Raw genomic sequence first — 17,519 nt, forward strand, 5'->3', positions numbered from 1 at the left:
CCTCACGCATGGCGACGGGCATTTGATGTACCGGCACGGCCCCTTGCGTGCTTCGGCGCCTGCGGGTGCGTGGGGGTTGCGGGCCCTTGGCGGCCCGCCGTCGCCGTCTTGCGCTGCGGGCAGCGGGCACCCGCCGCTGTAGCTGCGGGCATGCGTGCCGCTAGGGGCGGCACGGGTGGGCGCAGCGGCGCCCCCGCGGCGCCAGGCTCGCCGACCCACCCCTGCGCCAGCCCGGACGCCGGGTGCCGAGGGAGGTACGGGACCGGGTCCACCCGGGCCGCACCCCGTAGTGCCGGGCTCCGCCGATATCTCGGTGCGGGGCCCCTGGCAGAGAAGGGGAGCTGGGCCCACCCGGGCAGGCGGCAGGGGTCAGTGGTGGGCGGATTCCTGGGGGTGGGGGACGTGGGTGGCGATGAGGCGGCCCGGTGTGGCCGTGAGGGCGGCGGTGCGGCGTCGGTCGACGACGTACGCCGTACCGGCCACGGCGATGCCGAGAACGGCGAGCACCGCACCGGCAACGGCCGGCGACGTCGCTCCGAAGCCCGCTGCAAGAGCGAGCCCCCCGATCCACGCACCCCCGGCGTTCGCGAGATTGAACGCGGCCTGGTTGGCGGAGGACGCCAGCGACGGAGCCGCGGCGGCCTTCTCCATGACCATCAGCTGCAGCGGAGACCCCGTGATGAACGCGGCCATGCCGAGCAGGGTGACCCCGACGGCGGCGCTCCACTGGGCGGTCATGAGGACCGGGAAGAGCGCGAGGACCACGACGAGGGACACGAGGCCGCCGAAGAGCGTGCCGCGGAGGGAGTGGTCGGCGAGGCGACCGCCCAGCAGGTTGCCCGCCGTCGCGCCCACGCCGAAGAGGGCGAGGAGCAGGGTGACGCTGCCGTCGGCGTACCCGGCCGCGTCGGTGAGCATGGGCGTGATGTAGCTGTAGGCGGAGAACAGCGCGCCGAAGCCCGCGACCGTGGTGCCCAGGGCGAGCCAGACGGGCAGCGACCGCAGGGCGGCCAGCTCACCGCGCAGACCGCCGGCCGGCGCGTGCGTGTGGTCGTGCGGGATCAGCAGCGCGAGTGCGGCTATGGCGGCCACGCCGATCGCGCTGACGCCCAGGAACGTGGCACGCCAGCCCAGGTGCTGGCCCATGAGCGTGGCGACGGGCACACCCGCGATGTTGGCCACGGTCAGCCCGAGGAACATCAGAGAGACGGAACGGGCCTTGCGCTCGGGGGCCACCAGGTTCGTGGCGACGACCGCGCCGACGCCGAAGAACGCGCCGTGCGGCAGCCCGCTCAGGAAGCGGGCGGCCAGCAGCCAGTGGTAGTCGGGCGCGAAGGCCGAGAGCGCGTTGCCGAGCACGAACAGGCCCATCAGCGCGATCAGGACCTTGCGGCGGGACAGCCGGGCCGTGACCGCGGCCAGGAGCGGCGCGCCGATGACGACACCGAGCGCGTACGCCGAGACCAGATGCCCGGCGACGGGGATCGAGACGTGCAGGTCGTCCGCGACGTCGGGCAGCAGGCCCATCATCACGAACTCGGTGGTACCGATGCCGAAGGCGCCCACGGCAAGGGCGAGCAGGGCCAGGGGCATGAGGGGCCTTTCAGACGAGCGTGGGCGTGCGGGATCCCGGAGGGACGCATCCGCACACAGGGCCGCGCCCGTGCACACCGATGTACACAGGACGCGTAAGTTCACTGGGGGAACAAAGTCTCTCAGGCCCAGTATTCCCGGAGATTAAGAACGGGTTGCGTCGACCTTCACGCGCGCGGCGACCGGGAGGTGGTCACTGCCGGTCCGGGGAAGCGTCCACGAGCTCACCGGCTCGATGCCCTTGACCATGATCTGGTCGATCCGGGCCATCGGGAACGACGCGGGCCAGCTGAAGCCGAAGCCGCTGCCGGCCGCGCCCTGGGTGGAGCGCATCTGCGCGGTGACGGCGTTCAGCGCGCGGTCGTTCATCGTGCCGTTCAGGTCGCCCAGCAGGACGACCTTCCGCAGCGACTCGTGCGCGATCGCCTCACCCAGCGCGTCGGCACTCTTGTCACGCTCGCGGGCCGTGAAGCCGGCCTCCAGCTTCACCCGCACCGAGGGCATGTGAGCGACGTACACGGCGATGGAGCCGGCCGGCGTGTCCACCGTCGCGCGCATCGCACGCGTCCAGCCCAGCTTGATGTCCACGGGCCGGGCACCGGTCAGCGGGTACTTGCTCCACAGCCCGACGGTGCCCTGCACCGAGTGGTACCGGTACGTCGACGTCAGCGCCTTCTCGTACACCGGGACGGCCGAGGCCGTCAGCTCTTCGAGGGCCACCACGTCCGCTCCGGAGGCGGCCACGTCACGGGCGGTGCCGGACGGGTCCGGGTTGTCGGCGTTGACGTTGTGCGTGGCGACGGTCAGGTCACCGCCGGAGCCGGTCTTGTCCGAGAGCAGTCCGCCGAAGACGTTCAGCCAGACGACCGCGGGCAGCAGCACGGCGATCAGCGCGGTCACCGACTTCCGCACCAGCGCGAGGACCAGCAGCACCGGGACGCCGATGACCAGCCAGGGCAGGAACGTCTCCGTGAGGCTGCCGAGGTTGCCGATGGTGTTGGGGATCTGCGCGTGCAGCAGCATCACCAGGGCGAGGAGCAGCGCGAGCGCGGCGAGGATCAGACCGCGGCGCCAGATGCCACGATCGCCGCGCCACCCGTCCAGCAGGCGGCGAAGCCGGGGTCCCCGGCGCTCGGGCCCCGAGCCTCCGCTGCCCGTCTCCGTCATATACGCCTGCGCCATACCGTCGCCTCACAACTTGCCGTGCACACCGTCTGCCCCGCGCCTACGACCCTAGGGGATGATCGGTGCCCTTCCTGCCGTCGAATGACGGCCGTACGGGCACGAGGACGAGAAACTCGGCGTCCGGAGTTCCGGATATGGGCCCCGACTCCGTGCTCTGTGACGAAACACGCACATGCGGGCCAATGATTGCCCGGTGAACTACCGCGCGGGTCACGGCACTACGGCGCGGTCGGCCGCAGGCCCTCCAGGACCGTGTCGACGATCCGTTCCGCGAGGTCCTCGGGGAGGTCGGCGTCGGGGCGCATGATGGAGCGCAGGAGCATCGGGCCGACGAAGATGTCGTTGAGGAGCTCGATGTCGACGTCGTCGCGGAGTTCGCCGTTGCGCTGTCCGCGGCGCAGGACCTCGAAGACGATGCGACGCCTCGGCTCGATGACGGTCTCGTGGTACTCGGTCCAGATTTTCGGGCTGCTCTTCATCTGGGCGAACACGTTGTGCAGGATCGCCGACGAGCGGTTGATCAGGCCGCGTTGGCGCAGCGACTCCAGCAGGACGACGAGGTCGTCGCGCATCGAGGTGCCGGGGAGTTCCGGTTCCGGAGGTTCGGCGGCCCGCAGGACGTCGACGAAGAGCTCCTCCTTGCCACGCCAGCGGCGGTAGATGGTCGCCTTGCCGACGCCCGCCGTGCGGGCCACCCGCTCGATGGAGACCTCCCCGAGGGGTACGCCGTCCTCCAGGAGCTTCATCGCGCCCTCGATGATCGAGCGTTCCACGGCCTCGCTGCGGGGGCGGCCCCGGGAGTGGCCCTCTTGCCTGCCACGGCTGTCCGCGAGGCTCACGTCGACTCCGTTCCTTCGGTGCACTGGGTGATTCTCCCTGGTGCGCGGACCGAGGGCGCCCGGCGCCCGGGTTGCCGTCGGAGGTGACGGCGAACCCGGCGCCTGCGCGGGCGGATGCCTTCGGCTGCGTACGCCTGCGTGCCTGTCCGCTCCGGCCTCTAGGGCCTGTCCGGCGGATCTTGCGGTTCCGTCCCACGGTGCTCGGAAACCGGGTTGAGCGGGGTGTGGTGCGTGCAGCTGCAAGGCGGAGGAGGGAGTCATGGCGGAGCCATGGCGACCGACGACAACGCCGCAGATGTGCGTGCCACACCCCGCGACCTACCGCCCGATCCGCCGGACAGGCCCTAGTGCTCGGCCGTCGCCAACTCCGGCTCCTGCTTGCCCTCCTGGGGAGCCGCGGGACGGCCCGGCAGGAACAGGGCGACCACCACCGCGCCGACGAGCGCGACACCCGCGCCGCACAGCGCCGTCACATGCATGGCGTGCAGGAAGGCGTCGTTGGCCGGGTCGATGAGGGCCTTGCCCTGGGGGCCGAGCTTGGCGGCGACGCCGAGGGTGGCCTCGATGGACTCGCCCGCGGTGTGCCGCAGACCGGGCGGCACCAGGGAGAGCTTGTCCTCGATGCCGTTGCGGTAGGCGGTGGAGAGCACGGAACCGAGGACCGCGATGCCGAGGGCGCCGCCGACCTGGCGGAAGGTGTTGCTGAGCGCGGAGGCGGAGCCCGCCTTCTCGCGCGGCAGCGCCTGCATGATGACGACACTGGTCGGGGTCATGATGTGCGCCATGCCGGTGCCCATGAAGAAGAAGATGACCTCGAGGAGCCAGATCGGCGTGTCCGCGTCCAGCGTGGCGAACGCGGCCAGCATCGCGGCGAGGATCAGCAGCCCCGCCGTGCAGGTGGCCTTGTTGCCGAAGCGGTCGACGACGAGGCGGGCGCGCGGCGCGAAGATGATCTGGGCGGCGGCCAGCGGCAGCATCAACAGGCCGGTCTGCAGCGGCGAGTAGCCGCGCACGCTCTGGGTGTAGAAGACGGAGAAGAACGTCACGCCCATCAGCGCGAAGAAGACGAGCGCGATGGCGGAGATGGCGGCCGAGAAGACCTTGTTCTTGAAGTACGTGACGTCGATGGACGGGTGGTCGCTGCGCTTCTCGTACACGACGAACGCGACGAGTACGGCGAGGCCGCCCAGGATGGCCGCCAGGACGACCGGGTCGGCGAAGTCGGCCAGCTGGCCGCCCTTGATGATGCCGTAGACGAGCAGCACGAGACCGACGACCGACAGGACGACGCCGACCGGGTCGACGCGACCGGGGTTCGGGTCGCGGGAGTCGGGGACAAGCCAGACCATCAGCGCGATCGCGATGATCACGATCGGCACGTTGATCAGGAAGACCGAGCCCCACCAGAAGTGGTCGAGAAGCACACCGCCGGTGATCGGGCCGATCGCGATGGCGAGGCCGACGCCGCCGGCCCAGATGCCGATGGCCTTGGGCTGCTCGTCGCGCTCGAAGACGTTCATCAGGACGGCGAGGGTGGCGGGCATCACGAAGGCGGCGCCGAAGCCCATCACCGCGCGGAACACGATGAGCTGGACCGGCGAGCCGGACTCCGCGGCCAGCGCCGAACCAATGCCGAACACGACGAGACCGGCGAGCAGCACCTTCTTGCGGCCGAGCCGGTCGCCGAGCAGGCCCGCGGTGAAGAGCAGACCGGCGAAGACGAGCGTGTAGGCGTTGATGGCCCACTCCAGCTCGCTCTGCGTGGCGCCGAGGCCGGTGGGTGCGGGGGTCGAGATGGTCTTGATCGCGACGTTCAGGATCGAGTTGTCGAGTACGACGATCAGCAGGCTGAGCATGAGCACGCCGAGGATGAGCCAGCGGCGCCGGTGCACCGCTTCGGGCACACGCCGTTCTGCGGAGGGAGCGGAGGTTGTCATGACCGCCATCCTAGCGACTTTCGATACGGGACCGTCTCGTATCGTAAATGCTTTACGGAGAACTTACACAGAGACCTAGGTCTCGGCGGGAGAGGACCTAGGACTCCGTGCTGAGGCCCCTTGGCGGGCGAGGCGGATCGCGGGGCGGGTCAGACTGTCTGCAGGGTGGTGCGCAGGCGGTACCGCTCGCCGCTGTACTCCACGACGGAGAGCAGCACCGGGCGCCGGTCCTTGTCGTGAATGGTCTGGTCGAGCACCAGGACCGGTGAGCCCGGCCCGATCTCCAGGTGTCCGGCCAGCTCGCCGTCCGCCGTACGGGCCTCGATGGTCGCCTCGGAGCGGTCCATCTCGACTCCGCGGCGGCGCAGTTCTTCGAAGAGGGAGGCCGAAGTGAAGTCGACCTCGTCCTCGTCCAGGCCGGCCAGGAGTTCCGCGACGACCAGGGTGCGGTCGACGGCGATGCGGACGTCGTTGAGCAGCCGCACCCGGTCGAGAGCGAACAGCTCGGTGCCGGCCGGTACGTCGAGCCGGTCGGCCTCGTCGAGCGTGGCGGGGCGCCTGATCTGCCGCAGCACGAGCGAGGCCGGTGTCATCCGCTTACGGCGGGCGGTGGCCGTGAACGACTCCAGGTCGTTGGGCCAGTCACGCGGGGAGGCGGTGGAGGCGGCGGGCGCGGTGGCAACGAACCAGCCGCGGCCGTGCGTCGCGGTGAGCATGCCCTGGTCGACCAGGTACCCCAGCGCCTTGCGCAGGGTGACGCGGGAGATCTCCAGCCGGGCACAGAGGTCCCGCTCAGAGGGCAGCTTGTCGCCTTCCGTCAGACCGCGCCGCTCGATGTCGGCGCGGATGACGTCCGCCGCCTGGCGCCAGAGGGGGTCCGAGCCACTGGTGCGGCGGGGCGCACGGGGCGGGCGGGCGTCGGCGTCGTCACGCATGTGCTGCTCCTCGGTCGCGCGATGGATAGCCAGAAGAATACCACTGCGTACCACTTGAATCGAGGGGCGCCCCAGGCGGGCGCACGACCCTTACAGAGCCGTCCGCATGCCCGACCCTCGTAGGTAGACCACTAGATATGAGTATTGACCAATCGAATACCACTGCTTACCTTGAAGGCCGGTGGAGGACCACCGGAGGTCTCTCAGGCACGGAGGAAGACGGATGAGCAGCGGCACGGCAACGGCGCCTGCCCCCCGGGCGAAGGCACCCCGCAGTAAGCAGGGCAGCGGCGTGATGGCCGTCATGCAGCGCATCGGCCGCAGCTTGATGCTGCCGGTTGCCACGCTGCCGGCGGCCGCCCTGATGACCCGCCTCGGTGGTACGGATCTGCTCGGCCGGGAGAACTTCCCCGAGATCGTCCGCAAGCTGGGCATGGTGCTGGCCGCCGGCGGCGAGACGGTCTTCACGTATCTGCCGCTGCTCTTCGCCGTGGGCGTGGCCATCGGCTTCGCCAAGAAGGCCGACGGCTCCACGGCGCTGGCCGCCGTCGTCGGCTATCTCGTCTTCAAGGCGGTCCTCGCCAGTGCCGCCTTCTCCAAGGGTGCCGACGGTCAGCCGCTGGACGCCAAGGTGCTCGGCGGCATCGTCATGGGCCTCGTCACCGCGCTGCTCTACCAGCGCTTCAGCCGCACGAGACTCCCCGAATGGCTCGGGTTCTTCGGCGGCCGTCGGCTCGTCCCGATCCTGAGCGCCTTCGCCGGCGTCGGCATGGGCATCGTCTTCGGCGTGATCTGGCCGACCGTGGGCAGCTGGTTCTTCCACTTCGGCCAGTGGCTGGTCGGCACCGGCGCCTGGGGCGCGGGCATCTTCGGTGTGGTGGTGCGCGCCCTGATCCCGATCGGGATGCACCACTTCTTCTCGTTCTTCCCGTGGTTCGAGGCCGGTTCGTACACCAATCCGACCTCCGGCACCGAGGTGCACGGCGACATCGCGCGTTTCCTGGCGGGCGACCCGAGCGCCGGGCAGTTCATGACCGGCGGCTTCCCGATCTACATGTTCGCGCTGCCCGCGGCGGCCCTGGCGATCGCGCACACCGCACGCCCCGAGAACCGCAAGATGATCAAGGGCATGATGATCTCGGTCGCGCTCACCTCGTTCGTGACCGGCGTGACCGAGCCGATCGAGTTCAGCTTCATGTTCGTGGCGCCGGTCCTGTACGCGATCCACGCGCTGCTCTTCGGCGTCTCGATGGCCGTCTGTTACGCCCTCGGCATCCGCGACGGCTTCGGCTTCTCGTCCGGCGCCATCGACTACGTCGTCAACTTCGGCATCGCCACCAAGCCCTGGCTGCTCATTCCCATAGGCCTGGCCTTCGCGGCCGTCTACTACGTGATCTTCCGCTTCGCGATCGTCCGGTTCAACCTCCCGACCCCGGGCCGCGAACCCCTCACCGAGGACACAGAGGACACAGAGCCGGCGCCCACGGACACCGAAGGCGCATCGGCCAAGGCCTGACCGGCACTGACGGCCCCTTCACCGCACACTCCCGCCCCGCGCCGGGGCGCACGAAAGGAACCCCCCACCATGTCCGCGACCCGCATCACCTTCCTGGCGGGACAGACCGAGCAGCCGCAGGCGCTCGCCCGCGTCGTCGCCCACGTCCGCGACCAGCTCTCGGGCACCGGTGCCGAGCGGCTGAGGGACGCGCGGCGCCCCCTCTTCACCGGCATCGGCGCCTCGTACGCAGCCCTCGCCGTTCCCGTCGCCGCCCTGCGCGAGCACGGTGTCGTCACCCAGCGGGTCCTCGCCGACGAGATCGAGCACGGCACCCGCGGCTTCGACACCGATCTGCTGGTCGGTGTGTCCCAGGGCGGCCGCAGCTCGGAGACGCTCGCGGCCTTCAGGGCGGCCCAGGAACAGTCGCTGGCGACGGCGGCGGTCCTCAACGTGCCGGCATCACCGCTCGGCGACCTCGCCGGCCTGACCGTGGACCTCGGCAACGAACCCGACTCGTACGCCTCCACCACGGGCTTCACCGCGACCGTCGTCGCCCTCGACCTGATCGCCGGCGCGATCAGCGGCCGCGACGACGCCGAGCGCACCTGGGGGCGTATCGCCGAGCAGACCACCGCCGTGCGCGCCGAAGCCGCCCGGGTGATCGGCACCGTACGGGCCCGGGCGGCACGCTGTGTCGCCGCGGACGCCGTCGCCTCGGGTGCGTCACGGGCCTCCGCCGAGGAGGCGGCCCTGCTGCTGCGCGAGGTCGTACGGATGCCCGCCACCGCGTCCGCGACCCGCACCTATCTGCACGGCGAGATGGAGTCCGCGGGCAACACCCTGCATCTCGTCCTCGGCGACGACCGGGAGACCTCGCTCGCCCGGTCGCTGTCCGGAGCGGGGCATCTCACCCTGCTCGTGACCACCCGTGACGTCGCGGCCGACGAGCACCTCGCCGTGGTGCGGCTGCCCGAGACGGCGCCCGCGGCGCGGGTGGTGCTGGAGACCGTCGTCGTACAGGAGCTGGTGGCCACGCTGAGCGGGGAGCGGAACATCCCCATCGAGTCGTTCGTCTTCGCCAACGACGACACCAAGGAGGGCGGTGTGGACCCGTCGGACTTCGCACTCGCCTCCCCCGACCTGGGCGGCCGGAACGGCTGACGGCGTACGGCGCACGGGGGACGTGAGGAACGACCGCCGGGCCCGGTCTGGCCTTGCGTGAAACGAGGTGCCACCATGGAGGTGATCCGGGGACGCCGTCAGGGCGCCTCGAGATGACATAAGGAGCCGTTGCGATGACGCAGCTCTCGGCTGCCCCGAAGCCGGGCCAGGACTCTGGCCAGAAGTCCGACAGCAGCAAGGCGCTGTACGGCGGCAAGGGTACTCGCCGCATCACCGTGCGTGAGATCACCGCCGCCAAGGAGCGCGGCGAGAAGTGGCCCATGCTCACCGCGTACGACGCGATGACCGCGTCCGTCTTCGACGAGGCCGGTATCCCGGTCATGCTCGTCGGCGACTCGGCGGGCAACTGCCACCTGGGGTACGAGACCACCGTTCCTGTCACCCTCGACGAGATGACCATGCTGTCGGCCTCGGTCGTCCGGGGCACCAGCCGGGCCCTGATCGTCGGCGACCTGCCCTTCGGTTCGTACCAGGAGGGCCCGGTCCAGGCCCTGCGCTCGGCCACCCGTCTGGTCAAGGAGGCCGGGGTGGGCGCGGTGAAGCTGGAGGGCGGCGAGCGCTCGCACCGCCAGATCGAGCTGCTGGTGGAGTCCGGCATCCCGGTCATGGCGCACATCGGTCTGACCCCGCAGTCCGTGAACTCCATGGGCTACCGGGTGCAGGGCCGCGGCGAGGAGGCCGCGCAGCAGCTGCTGCGGGACGCCAAGGCGGTGCAGGACGCGGGTGCGTTCGCCGTGGTCCTGGAGCTGGTTCCGGCGGAGCTGGCGGCGGAGGTGACGCGGATTCTGCACATCCCGACGGTCGGTATCGGCGCGGGCGCCGAGACCGACGCGCAGGTGCTCGTCTGGACCGACATGCTCGGTCTTACGGGGGGCAAGATGCCGCGCTTCGTGAAGCAGTACGCCGATCTGCGTCAGGTCATGGGTGACGCGGCGAGGGCGTTTGCGGATGACGTGGTCGGCGGAACGTTCCCTCTGGAGGAGCACTCCGTCCACTGAGGTCCTGCTTCCGCTGAGGCCCTCGTCCCGCTGAGGTCCTGCTTCCGCTGAGGCCCTCGTCCCGCTGAGGTCCTGCTTCCGCTGAGGCCCTCGTCCCGCTGAGGTCCTGCGCCGCTGAGGCCTGCGTCCGCTGAGGCCTGCGTCCAGCTGTACGGCGCCCGCGAGGGTGTCGCGCTCACTGAGCCACTGTGGCACCAAGCAGCCCCGCCGATCTTCCCCCGTCGGTGGGGCTGTGCCGTTTCCTTACGGGGTCGTTCCCCGACGGGGTTCGTACGGGGGCTGTTCGTACGGGAGTTGTTTCGCCCCCTCCGCCCCTGCCCGTCCCGTACCTGGGGGCTCCGCCCCCAGACCCCCGCGTCGCGCTGCGCGCTCGTCCTCAAACGCCGGACGGGCTGAGACTTGCCCCCGCTGCCCCCGTTGGCGCGCTCGACCGCAAGCGCCCGACGGACTGAAGGGTGCTGTCGGTGAGATGTCGGTGGCGTCGGGCGGCTGTCGGGGAGCTGTCGGTGGTTTGTCGGTGGGGGCTGACAAGTTGTGGACATGACGCGAATCGACAAGAACCCCAGCGGCGCCCGGAGCGCCGTCACCGTGAGGGGACTGGTCAAGCACTACGGCGAGACCAAGGCGCTGGACGGCGTCGACCTGGACGTGCACGAGGGCACCGTGCTCGGCGTGCTGGGTCCCAACGGCGCGGGCAAGACCACCCTCGTCCGTGTGCTGTCCACCCTCATCACCCCCGACTCCGGCCAGGCGACGGTGGCCGGCTACGACGTACTGAAGCAGCCCCGGCAGCTGCGCCGCGTGATAGGGCTGACCGGCCAGTACGCCTCGGTCGACGAGAAGCTCCCGGGCTGGGAGAACCTCTACATGATCGGGCGGCTCCTCGACCTGCCGCGCAAGGACGCCCGCCGACGGGCCGACGAGCTCCTGGAGCGCTTCTCCCTCACCGACGCGGCCAAGCGCCCGGCGGCGACGTACTCCGGTGGTATGCGCCGCCGGCTCGACCTCGCCGCCTCGATGATCGGCAGCCCGGCCGTGCTGTACCTGGACGAGCCGACGACCGGCCTGGACCCCCGTACCCGCAACGAGGTGTGGCGGGAGGTCAAGCGCATGGTCGCCGATGGCGCCACCGTGCTGCTCACCACCCAGTACATGGAGGAGGCCGAGCAGCTGGCCTCCGCGCTGACGGTCATCGACCGCGGCAAGGTCATCGCCAGCGGCCGGATCGACGAGCTGAAGGCGAAGGTCGGCGGCCGTACCCTGCGCGTCCGCCCGGTGGACCCGCTGGAGCTGCGCCCGCTGGCCGCCATGCTCGACGAATTGGGCCTCACCGGCCTCGCCACCTCCACCGTGGACACCGAGACCGGCACCGTGCTGGTCCCGATCCTGAGCGACGAGCAGCTCACCGCCGTCGTCGGCGCGGTCACCGCGCGCGGCATCACGATCGGCTCGATCAGCACCGAACTGCCCAGTCTGGACGAGGTGTTCCTGTCCCTCACCGGCCACAAGGCCAGTGCCCCGCAGGACAACACCCCGGCCCGCGCCTATGAGGAGGTCTCCGTATGAGCGCCCGCCCGTCGCCCACCGCCACCCTTCCGGAGAGCGGCTCCGCCGCGCCCCTCCCTTCTGTCATCGATGCCCCTCTCTCCGCGAAGGACGAGGGCCGTATCAGCCCCCGCGCGCACGCGCGCCACATCGGCGCCCTGGTCCGCCGCAACCTGCTGTGGATCCGTCAGGACCCGGAGTCGATGTTCGACGCGGTCCTGATGCCGATCGTCTTCACCCTGCTGTTCGTGTACGTCTTCGGCGGTTCCATCGGGCAGTCGCTCGGCGGCGGTCAGGACCAGTACGTGCAGTACGTGGTACCGGGCCTGATGGCGATGATGGGCATGAACATCGCCACGGCCGTCGGCACCGGCTTCAACCAGGACTTCCAGACCGGTGTGATGGACCGCTTCCGCACCCTGCCGATCGGCCAGGGCTCGGTGCTCTTCGCCAAGATCGTGGTGGAGCTGATGCGGATGCTCGTCGCGACGACGATCCTCATGATCGTCGGCGTGCTGGTCGGCTTCGACATCACCAACTGGCCGGGCCTGTTCGCCGCTGTGGGGCTCGCGGTCCTCTTCGGCTCGGCCCTGATGTGGATCTTCCTGGTCCTCGGGGTGACGATGAAGAACGCCCAGTCCGTGCAGGCCATGGGCTTCCTGGTGCTGATGCCCCTCCAGTTCGGTTCGTCGATCTTCTCGCCGCCCCGGACCATGCCGGGCTGGCTGCAGGCCTTCACCGACTACAACCCGCTCTCCTCGCTCGCCGACACCGCCCGCGGTCTGATGGTGGGCGGCCCGGTCGCGCACGACCTGTGGGTGACCCTCGGCTGGACGGCGGTGATCACGGCGGTGATGGCACCGGTGGCGATCCACAAGTTCCGTACCAAGAGCTGACGTTGCACCCCGGCAGTGCCCGGTCCGCGTCAGACGAGGGCGGTGGCCTCCTCGAAGGAGAGGCCGCCGCCCTCGGCGTACGCGGCCTCGTACGTCGCGTCATCGAGGACGGCCCGCACACCCGCCTCGGCCTGGACGCGCACCTCGTCCTCCATCGGGCCCGCGAAGTGGCCCGGCGGCAGCAGCTGGTCGGCGGCGCCGAGCAGCCGGGCCGCGTCCGGGGCGCGCCGGCCGCCGTCCAGACCGGTGAGGGCGACGGCGGCGATGGCCAGATGGGCGGAGGCCATGTGCGGCGCGATCATCTTCGACAGCGGGTCCACGGCCCGCTCCATCGCCGAACGCACCTTCTCCCGGGCGCTCGCGTACTGCCCGTCGACCGCGTCGAGCCAGGCCTCCACACCGAGTACGAACCCGTCGAAGACCACGAAGCTGACGGCTTCGAAGTCCACGCGCAGCAGGCGCATCTGCTCGCGCGCCTCCTCGACACGGTCGGTGCGGCCGAGCCACATCGCCAGGAAGAGGCGGCCGGCGGGCATGGCCTCGTTGACGGCGCCGTGTCCCTCGGCGAGCACGTCCCGCAGCATCCGCTCGCCCCGCTCGGGCTCGCCGGACTCGATGAGGACGCTGCCGAGACGGGCGCTGAGCACCGCCATCTGGGTGTGGGCGCCGAGCTGTTCGGCGTAGGAGATGGCCTTCCGGTAGTCCGCGGCGGCGAGTGCGTACGCGCCCCGGCGCTCGTGGGCCTCACCGCGCGCGGAGAGCGCCTCGGCGGCGCCCCAGGCGTCTCCGATCCGGTCGAAGATCTCCAGCGCCTCGTCGGCGTCGCGGGTCGCGTCGCCCGCCCAGTCGGAGCGGTTGGCGAGGATGTTGGCGCGCATCTGGAGGGAGACGGCGAGTTCCCAGTCGTAGCCCAGTTCGCGGCAGGTGGCGACCGTCGTGTCGATGACCCAGCGCATCCGCTCCATGTCACCGGTCAGCAGGACGGCGTAGAACCAGAGGTAGCCGGGGCTGCGGCAGGTCTGCGGCAGCCCCGGCCGGTAGGCCTCGCTGATGGCGCGCAGCTTCCGCTCGGCCTCGGGCGTCTGCCAGGCGGACAAGTCCGTGTCCATACAGGCCAGATGGACGAGGTGGACACCGCGCCGGGCCTCTTCGAGGACCTCCGGGCGCATCGGCGGCGGGGCGGCCGTGCAGCTTTCGTACAGCGGCTCGATGGGTCGCACCGGCGGGGCGAAGGGGTCGGGGCCGAGCGCCATGACCTCACTGGCCCAGCTGCGGGTCTCGATGCGCTGGTCGCGGGTCTGCCAGTACCAGGCCAGGGAGAGGACGAGGCAGAGCGCCTCCTGTTCGTCCCGCTCGGTGATGGCGTGCCGCAGGGCGGTGCGGAGGTTCTCGTACTCGCGCTGGATCCGTTCGAGCGCGGCGAGCTGGCCGGGGCCGCGCAGTTCGGGGTCGGTGGCGCGGGCGAGTTCGCGGTAGTGCGTGAGGTGCGCGCGCTCGGCCGCGGGGCGGCCGCCGGACTCGTCGAGACGCTCGCCCGCGTACTCGGCGACGGTCTCCAGGAGCCGGTAGCGCATCCCCCCGTCCGCCGAAGGGGCCGCCACCACAAGGGACTTGTCGACGAGCGAACCGAGCGCCTCCAGTGCGGCGGGTCCGCAGACGGCCTCGGCGGCGGCGAGATCACACCCGCCCGCGAAGACGGACAGCCGCCGCAGCACCTCGCGTTCGTCCTCGTCGAGCAGTTCCCACGACCAGTCGACGACGGCCCGCAGGGTCTGCTGCCGCGGCAGGACCGTCCGGCTGCCGGAGGTCAGCAGCCGGAAGCGGTCGTCGAGCCGGTCGGCGATCTGGCGCGGGGTGAGCATCCGCAGCCGGGCGGCGGCGAGTTCGATGGCGAGCGGCAGCCCGTCGAGCCGCCGGCAGATCTCGGCCGCGGCCTCCGGGTCGTCCTCGGTCCGGAAGCCCGGCCGGGCCGCGGCGCCGCGGTCGCCGAGCAGCCGCAGCGCGACGGGCTCGGGCAGCGGCTCCACGGGACGCAGCAACTCCCCCGGTACGCCGAGGGGTTCACGACTGGTGGCCAGTACGGTCAGCTCGGGGCACCGCTCCAGCAGATGCTCGACGAGCCGGGCGGCGGCGTCCACCACGTGCTCGCAGTTGTCCAGGATGAGCAGCATCCGGCGCTTGGCGCAGTACTCGGCGAGCCGGGCGAGGGGGTCGTCGTGCCGGTCGGCCGCGGCCCGCAGCTCCTCGGCACCGGCGCCGCGCAGCACGGTCTCGCGGGCACCCACCGCGGTGAGGACGGCCTCGGGCACGGCCTCCGGATCGTCGACGGGCGCCAGTTCGGCCAGCCACACCCCGTCCCGAGCGGCGTACGCCACGGCCTCGGCGACCTCCTGCGACAACCGCGTCTTCCCGGCCCCGCCGGGCCCGAGCAGGGTCACGAGCCGTGCGGCCGCGAGATCCCCGCGGATGGTGGCGATGTCGGCCTCCCGGCCGACGAAGGAGGTGAGACGGGCGCGGAGGTTGCCCGTCGGCGGGAGCGTCGGGCGGACCCGCGGTGCAGCGTTCGCGCCGGCCACCTCGGAGGCGACGCCCCGCGCGGCGTGCTCAGCTGATCCGTCGCCGTACGGCGACACGTGACCGGTGGCCGGGTCACGCCCGTCGGCCCCGGCCCCGGCCCGCGGTGCCGCCGGGCCCGTGCCCGCGCCGGCACGGGGCTGTCCGGCCGGGGACGGATACGGCGGCGCGCTCGACGCCGGAGGGACGGGCGGGGCGGCGGCCGCCCCGGACGCGTACCGAGGCCGCCCCTGAGCACCATGGCCCCCAGTGCCCGACTCGGAACCGGCGGCCGTCGGAGCGCCGTCGGCTCCGCGGAAGCCGGCGGCAGGCGGTCGCACCACTGCGGGGCGCAGCAACTCCCCGTGCAGCGAGCGCAGTTCGGGGCCCGGGTCCGAGCCAAGACGGTCGGCCAGCAGCCGCCGCACGGAGTCATAGACGGCGAGGGCCTCGGCGGTGCGGCCGACGTCACGGAGGGCGCGCAGACGGAGGGCCTGGAGGGGTTCGTCCAGGGGGTGGAGGTCGCACAGGGCGGTGAGCTCGGGCAGCGCCTGTTCGGCGTGCCCGAGGGCGAGAGCGGCGGTGAGGCGGGCCCGGCGCACGTCGAGACGCCTGGTCTCCCAACGGGCCGACGCGGCGGTGCGGTCGGGCAGGTCGGCGAGCGCCGGACCGTGCCACAGGGCGAGGGCGTCGTCGAGGACCACGGCCGCCTTGGCGGCGTCGCCGTCGGACAGCGCGCGCGTGCCCTCGCCGGCGAGCCGCTCGAAGCGGTGCAGGTCGACGTCGTCCGGGGCGGCGGCGAGGCGGTAACCGCCCGCCGCGGAGTCCACCGCGTCCGGGCCGAGCGCCCTGCGCAGCCGCCCGATCAGCGCCTGGAGCGCTCCCGTCGCGTCGGCGGGCGGGTCGCCGTCCCACACCTCGTCGACGAGTTGGGCCGCGGGCACGGTCCGTGAGGCCCGCAGGGCGAGCACCGTCAGCAGGGCGCGCAGCCGCGCCCCGCCCAGCGGGACGGGGGTGCCGTCGGGGCGGAGTGCCTGAGTGGTGCCGAGGATGCGGTAGCGCACGGGGTCCATTGTCTCCGGCATCATCCCGTCCTCGTCAGCATGTGCCGCCGCCCCCATGTTCATACCCCCACCTTCCCCGGAACTCGGAGGGGATCGCGAGACGTTTTCGGATTGCGCCCGGTACGGTCGGGCAGGCCGACCGGCCCGAAGAACAGTTCATCATCAGCCCAGGGAGCCCCATGACCACCGCCGCGTCCCGTCGCAGCGACCGGAGGATCAGTCCCGTCTTCATCGGGATCCTGGCCGTCACGGCGGTCACCGCGTGGGCGACCTGGACCGGCTTCGCCGAGCAGCCCGGCATCGCCGTGTTCCTGTTCGTGACGGCCGCCTGGATCGTCTCCCTGTGCCTGCACGAGTACGCGCACGCACGCACCGCCCTGCACAGCGGCGACATCTCGGTCGGCGCCAAGGGCTATCTGACCCTCAACCCGCTCAAGTACACGCACGCGCTGCTGAGCATCGTCCTCCCGGTGATCTTCGTGATCATGGGCGGGATCGGTCTGCCGGGCGGCGCGGTCTTCATCGAGCGGAACCGCATCAAGGGCCGCTGGAAGCACAGCCTGATCTCGGCGGCGGGCCCGCTCACGAACGTCCTGTTCGCGGTGGTGTGCACGGCCCCGTTCTGGCTGCACGCCCTGGACGGCGTGCCCCAGGACTTCCAGTACGCGCTGGCGTTCCTGGCCCTGCTCCAGGTCACGGCCGCGATCCTGAACTTCCTGCCGGTGCCGGGCCTGGACGGCTACGGGGTGATCGAGCCCTGGCTCTCGTACAACATCCGGCGGCAGGTGGAACCCTTCGCGCCGTTCGGCCTGCTGGCCGTGTTCGCGGTCCTGTGGATCCCCTCGGTGAACGGGGTCTTCTTCGACGCGATCTACGGGATCCTGGGCAGCCTGGGGATCGACGACGTGCACCGCTACTGCGGCCAGGAGCTGTACCGCTTCTGGCAGGGCACGAACGAGTTCTGCTCCGTCAGCCGGTAACAGGTCCGGACCCGGTGCCGGTCCCTCCGGGACAAGACTGTCCAGACCTATTGCTCCCGACCTGCGGAAACGAAGGACCCCACCTGCCGGAGTGGAGCAACGACGCTTGACAGGTGGGGTCTTCGAATCCCGTCCGCGGTCACGGGGGCCGCGTCATTTAGTGGACAGAATCCGGGCCAAGGCCGTGGAAGGGCGCCGGGGTGTGGCGCTTCGGAAGCGACGACCAGGTGGATATCGCCGCTATGACCACCCTGACGGCAGTCAGATCTGGATCAGGCCGAACGGCGACGTGCAGAGGCGCGGCCCCTCGATTG

At 71.3% G+C, this 17,519-nt stretch carries 12 protein-coding genes; 6 read left to right on the plus strand and 6 right to left on the minus strand.

Annotated elements, in window-relative coordinates:
• Positions 1–369: 369 nt before the first annotated feature.
• From ACFWM2_RS31920 to ACFWM2_RS31940, 5 genes are all read right to left on the minus strand, one after another.
• Positions 370–1,593 (minus strand): MFS transporter, encoded by a 1,224-nt coding sequence (locus ACFWM2_RS31920; protein ID WP_383287174.1) that lies wholly within the window; start codon positions 1,591–1,593, stop codon positions 370–372.
• 144 nt (positions 1,594–1,737) lie between these two features.
• On the minus strand, positions 1,738–2,775 hold the full coding sequence (locus ACFWM2_RS31925; RefSeq protein ID WP_383287176.1) for an endonuclease/exonuclease/phosphatase family protein: 1,038 nt from the start codon (positions 2,773–2,775) through the stop codon (positions 1,738–1,740).
• Between the two features lie 221 nt (positions 2,776–2,996).
• Positions 2,997–3,617, minus strand: a complete 621-nt coding sequence (locus tag ACFWM2_RS31930; protein ID WP_383287178.1) for a TetR/AcrR family transcriptional regulator — start codon at positions 3,615–3,617, stop codon at positions 2,997–2,999.
• Positions 3,618–3,961: 344 nt separating this feature from the next.
• Positions 3,962–5,554 (minus strand): MFS transporter, encoded by a 1,593-nt coding sequence (locus ACFWM2_RS31935; RefSeq protein WP_383287180.1) that lies wholly within the window; start codon positions 5,552–5,554, stop codon positions 3,962–3,964.
• 149 nt (positions 5,555–5,703) lie between these two features.
• Positions 5,704–6,489, minus strand: a complete 786-nt coding sequence (locus ACFWM2_RS31940; protein WP_383287182.1) for a GntR family transcriptional regulator — start codon at positions 6,487–6,489, stop codon at positions 5,704–5,706.
• Positions 6,490–6,712: 223 nt separating this feature from the next.
• Here ACFWM2_RS31940 and ACFWM2_RS31945 point away from each other — a divergent pair, with 223 nt between their 5' ends.
• From ACFWM2_RS31945 to ACFWM2_RS31965, 5 genes are all read left to right on the plus strand, one after another.
• On the plus strand, positions 6,713–8,005 hold the full coding sequence (locus ACFWM2_RS31945) for a PTS transporter subunit EIIC (RefSeq protein ID WP_383287184.1): 1,293 nt from the start codon (positions 6,713–6,715) through the stop codon (positions 8,003–8,005).
• Between the two features lie 69 nt (positions 8,006–8,074).
• Positions 8,075–9,148, plus strand: a complete 1,074-nt coding sequence (locus ACFWM2_RS31950) for an SIS domain-containing protein (RefSeq protein WP_383287186.1) — start codon at positions 8,075–8,077, stop codon at positions 9,146–9,148.
• 134 nt (positions 9,149–9,282) lie between these two features.
• Entirely contained in the window at positions 9,283–10,167 is an 885-nt protein-coding gene (panB, locus tag ACFWM2_RS31955; RefSeq protein ID WP_383287188.1) for a 3-methyl-2-oxobutanoate hydroxymethyltransferase, read from the plus strand.
• A 540-nt stretch (positions 10,168–10,707) separates the two neighbouring features.
• Positions 10,708–11,733 carry an ATP-binding cassette domain-containing protein gene (locus ACFWM2_RS31960; RefSeq protein WP_383287190.1) on the plus strand — a complete coding sequence of 342 codons (1,026 nt, stop codon included), beginning with the start codon at positions 10,708–10,710 and terminating at the stop codon, positions 11,731–11,733.
• A complete protein-coding gene (locus ACFWM2_RS31965; protein ID WP_383287192.1) occupies positions 11,730–12,608 on the plus strand; it encodes an ABC transporter permease in 879 nt (292 codons plus the stop codon). Before ACFWM2_RS31960 ends, ACFWM2_RS31965 begins: the two co-directional genes overlap by 4 nt.
• Positions 12,609–12,637: 29 nt before the next feature.
• Here the strand turns inward: ACFWM2_RS31965 and ACFWM2_RS31970 are convergent, their stop codons facing one another.
• Complete coding sequence (locus ACFWM2_RS31970) at positions 12,638–16,234, minus strand: BTAD domain-containing putative transcriptional regulator (RefSeq protein ID WP_383287430.1); 3,597 nt, start codon at positions 16,232–16,234, stop codon at positions 12,638–12,640.
• Between the two features lie 170 nt (positions 16,235–16,404).
• Between ACFWM2_RS31970 and ACFWM2_RS31975 the strand changes: the two genes are divergently transcribed.
• Positions 16,405–17,205: a site-2 protease family protein gene (locus ACFWM2_RS31975; RefSeq protein WP_383287194.1), complete on the plus strand. Its 801-nt coding sequence runs from the start codon at positions 16,405–16,407 to the stop codon at positions 17,203–17,205.
• Positions 17,206–17,519 lie beyond the last annotated feature (314 nt).

Origin of the sequence: Streptomyces sp. NPDC058371 (genome assembly GCF_042723265.1) — a bacterium.
Classification (GTDB): Bacteria; Actinomycetota; Actinomycetes; order Streptomycetales; family Streptomycetaceae; genus Streptomyces.

Bases quoted from the DNA above. Each gene is read 5' to 3' on its own strand.
- ACFWM2_RS31920 (WP_383287174.1), bottom strand. From the start codon at position 1,593: ATGCCCCTGGCCCTGCTCGCCCTTGCCGTGGGCGCCTTCGGCATCGGT.
- ACFWM2_RS31925 (WP_383287176.1), bottom strand. From the start codon at position 2,775: ATGGCGCAGGCGTATATGACGGAGACGGGCAGCGGAGGCTCGGGGCCC.
- ACFWM2_RS31935 (WP_383287180.1), bottom strand. From the start codon at position 5,554: ATGACAACCTCCGCTCCCTCCGCAGAACGGCGTGTGCCCGAAGCGGTG.
- ACFWM2_RS31940 (WP_383287182.1), bottom strand. From the start codon at position 6,489: ATGCGTGACGACGCCGACGCCCGCCCGCCCCGTGCGCCCCGCCGCACC.
- ACFWM2_RS31945 (WP_383287184.1), top strand. From the start codon at position 6,713: ATGAGCAGCGGCACGGCAACGGCGCCTGCCCCCCGGGCGAAGGCACCC.
- ACFWM2_RS31950 (WP_383287186.1), top strand. From the start codon at position 8,075: ATGTCCGCGACCCGCATCACCTTCCTGGCGGGACAGACCGAGCAGCCG.
- panB (WP_383287188.1), top strand. From the start codon at position 9,283: ATGACGCAGCTCTCGGCTGCCCCGAAGCCGGGCCAGGACTCTGGCCAG.
- ACFWM2_RS31960 (WP_383287190.1), top strand. From the start codon at position 10,708: ATGACGCGAATCGACAAGAACCCCAGCGGCGCCCGGAGCGCCGTCACC.
- ACFWM2_RS31965 (WP_383287192.1), top strand. From the start codon at position 11,730: ATGAGCGCCCGCCCGTCGCCCACCGCCACCCTTCCGGAGAGCGGCTCC.
- ACFWM2_RS31970 (WP_383287430.1), bottom strand. From the start codon at position 16,234: ATGGACCCCGTGCGCTACCGCATCCTCGGCACCACTCAGGCACTCCGC.
- ACFWM2_RS31975 (WP_383287194.1), top strand. From the start codon at position 16,405: ATGACCACCGCCGCGTCCCGTCGCAGCGACCGGAGGATCAGTCCCGTC.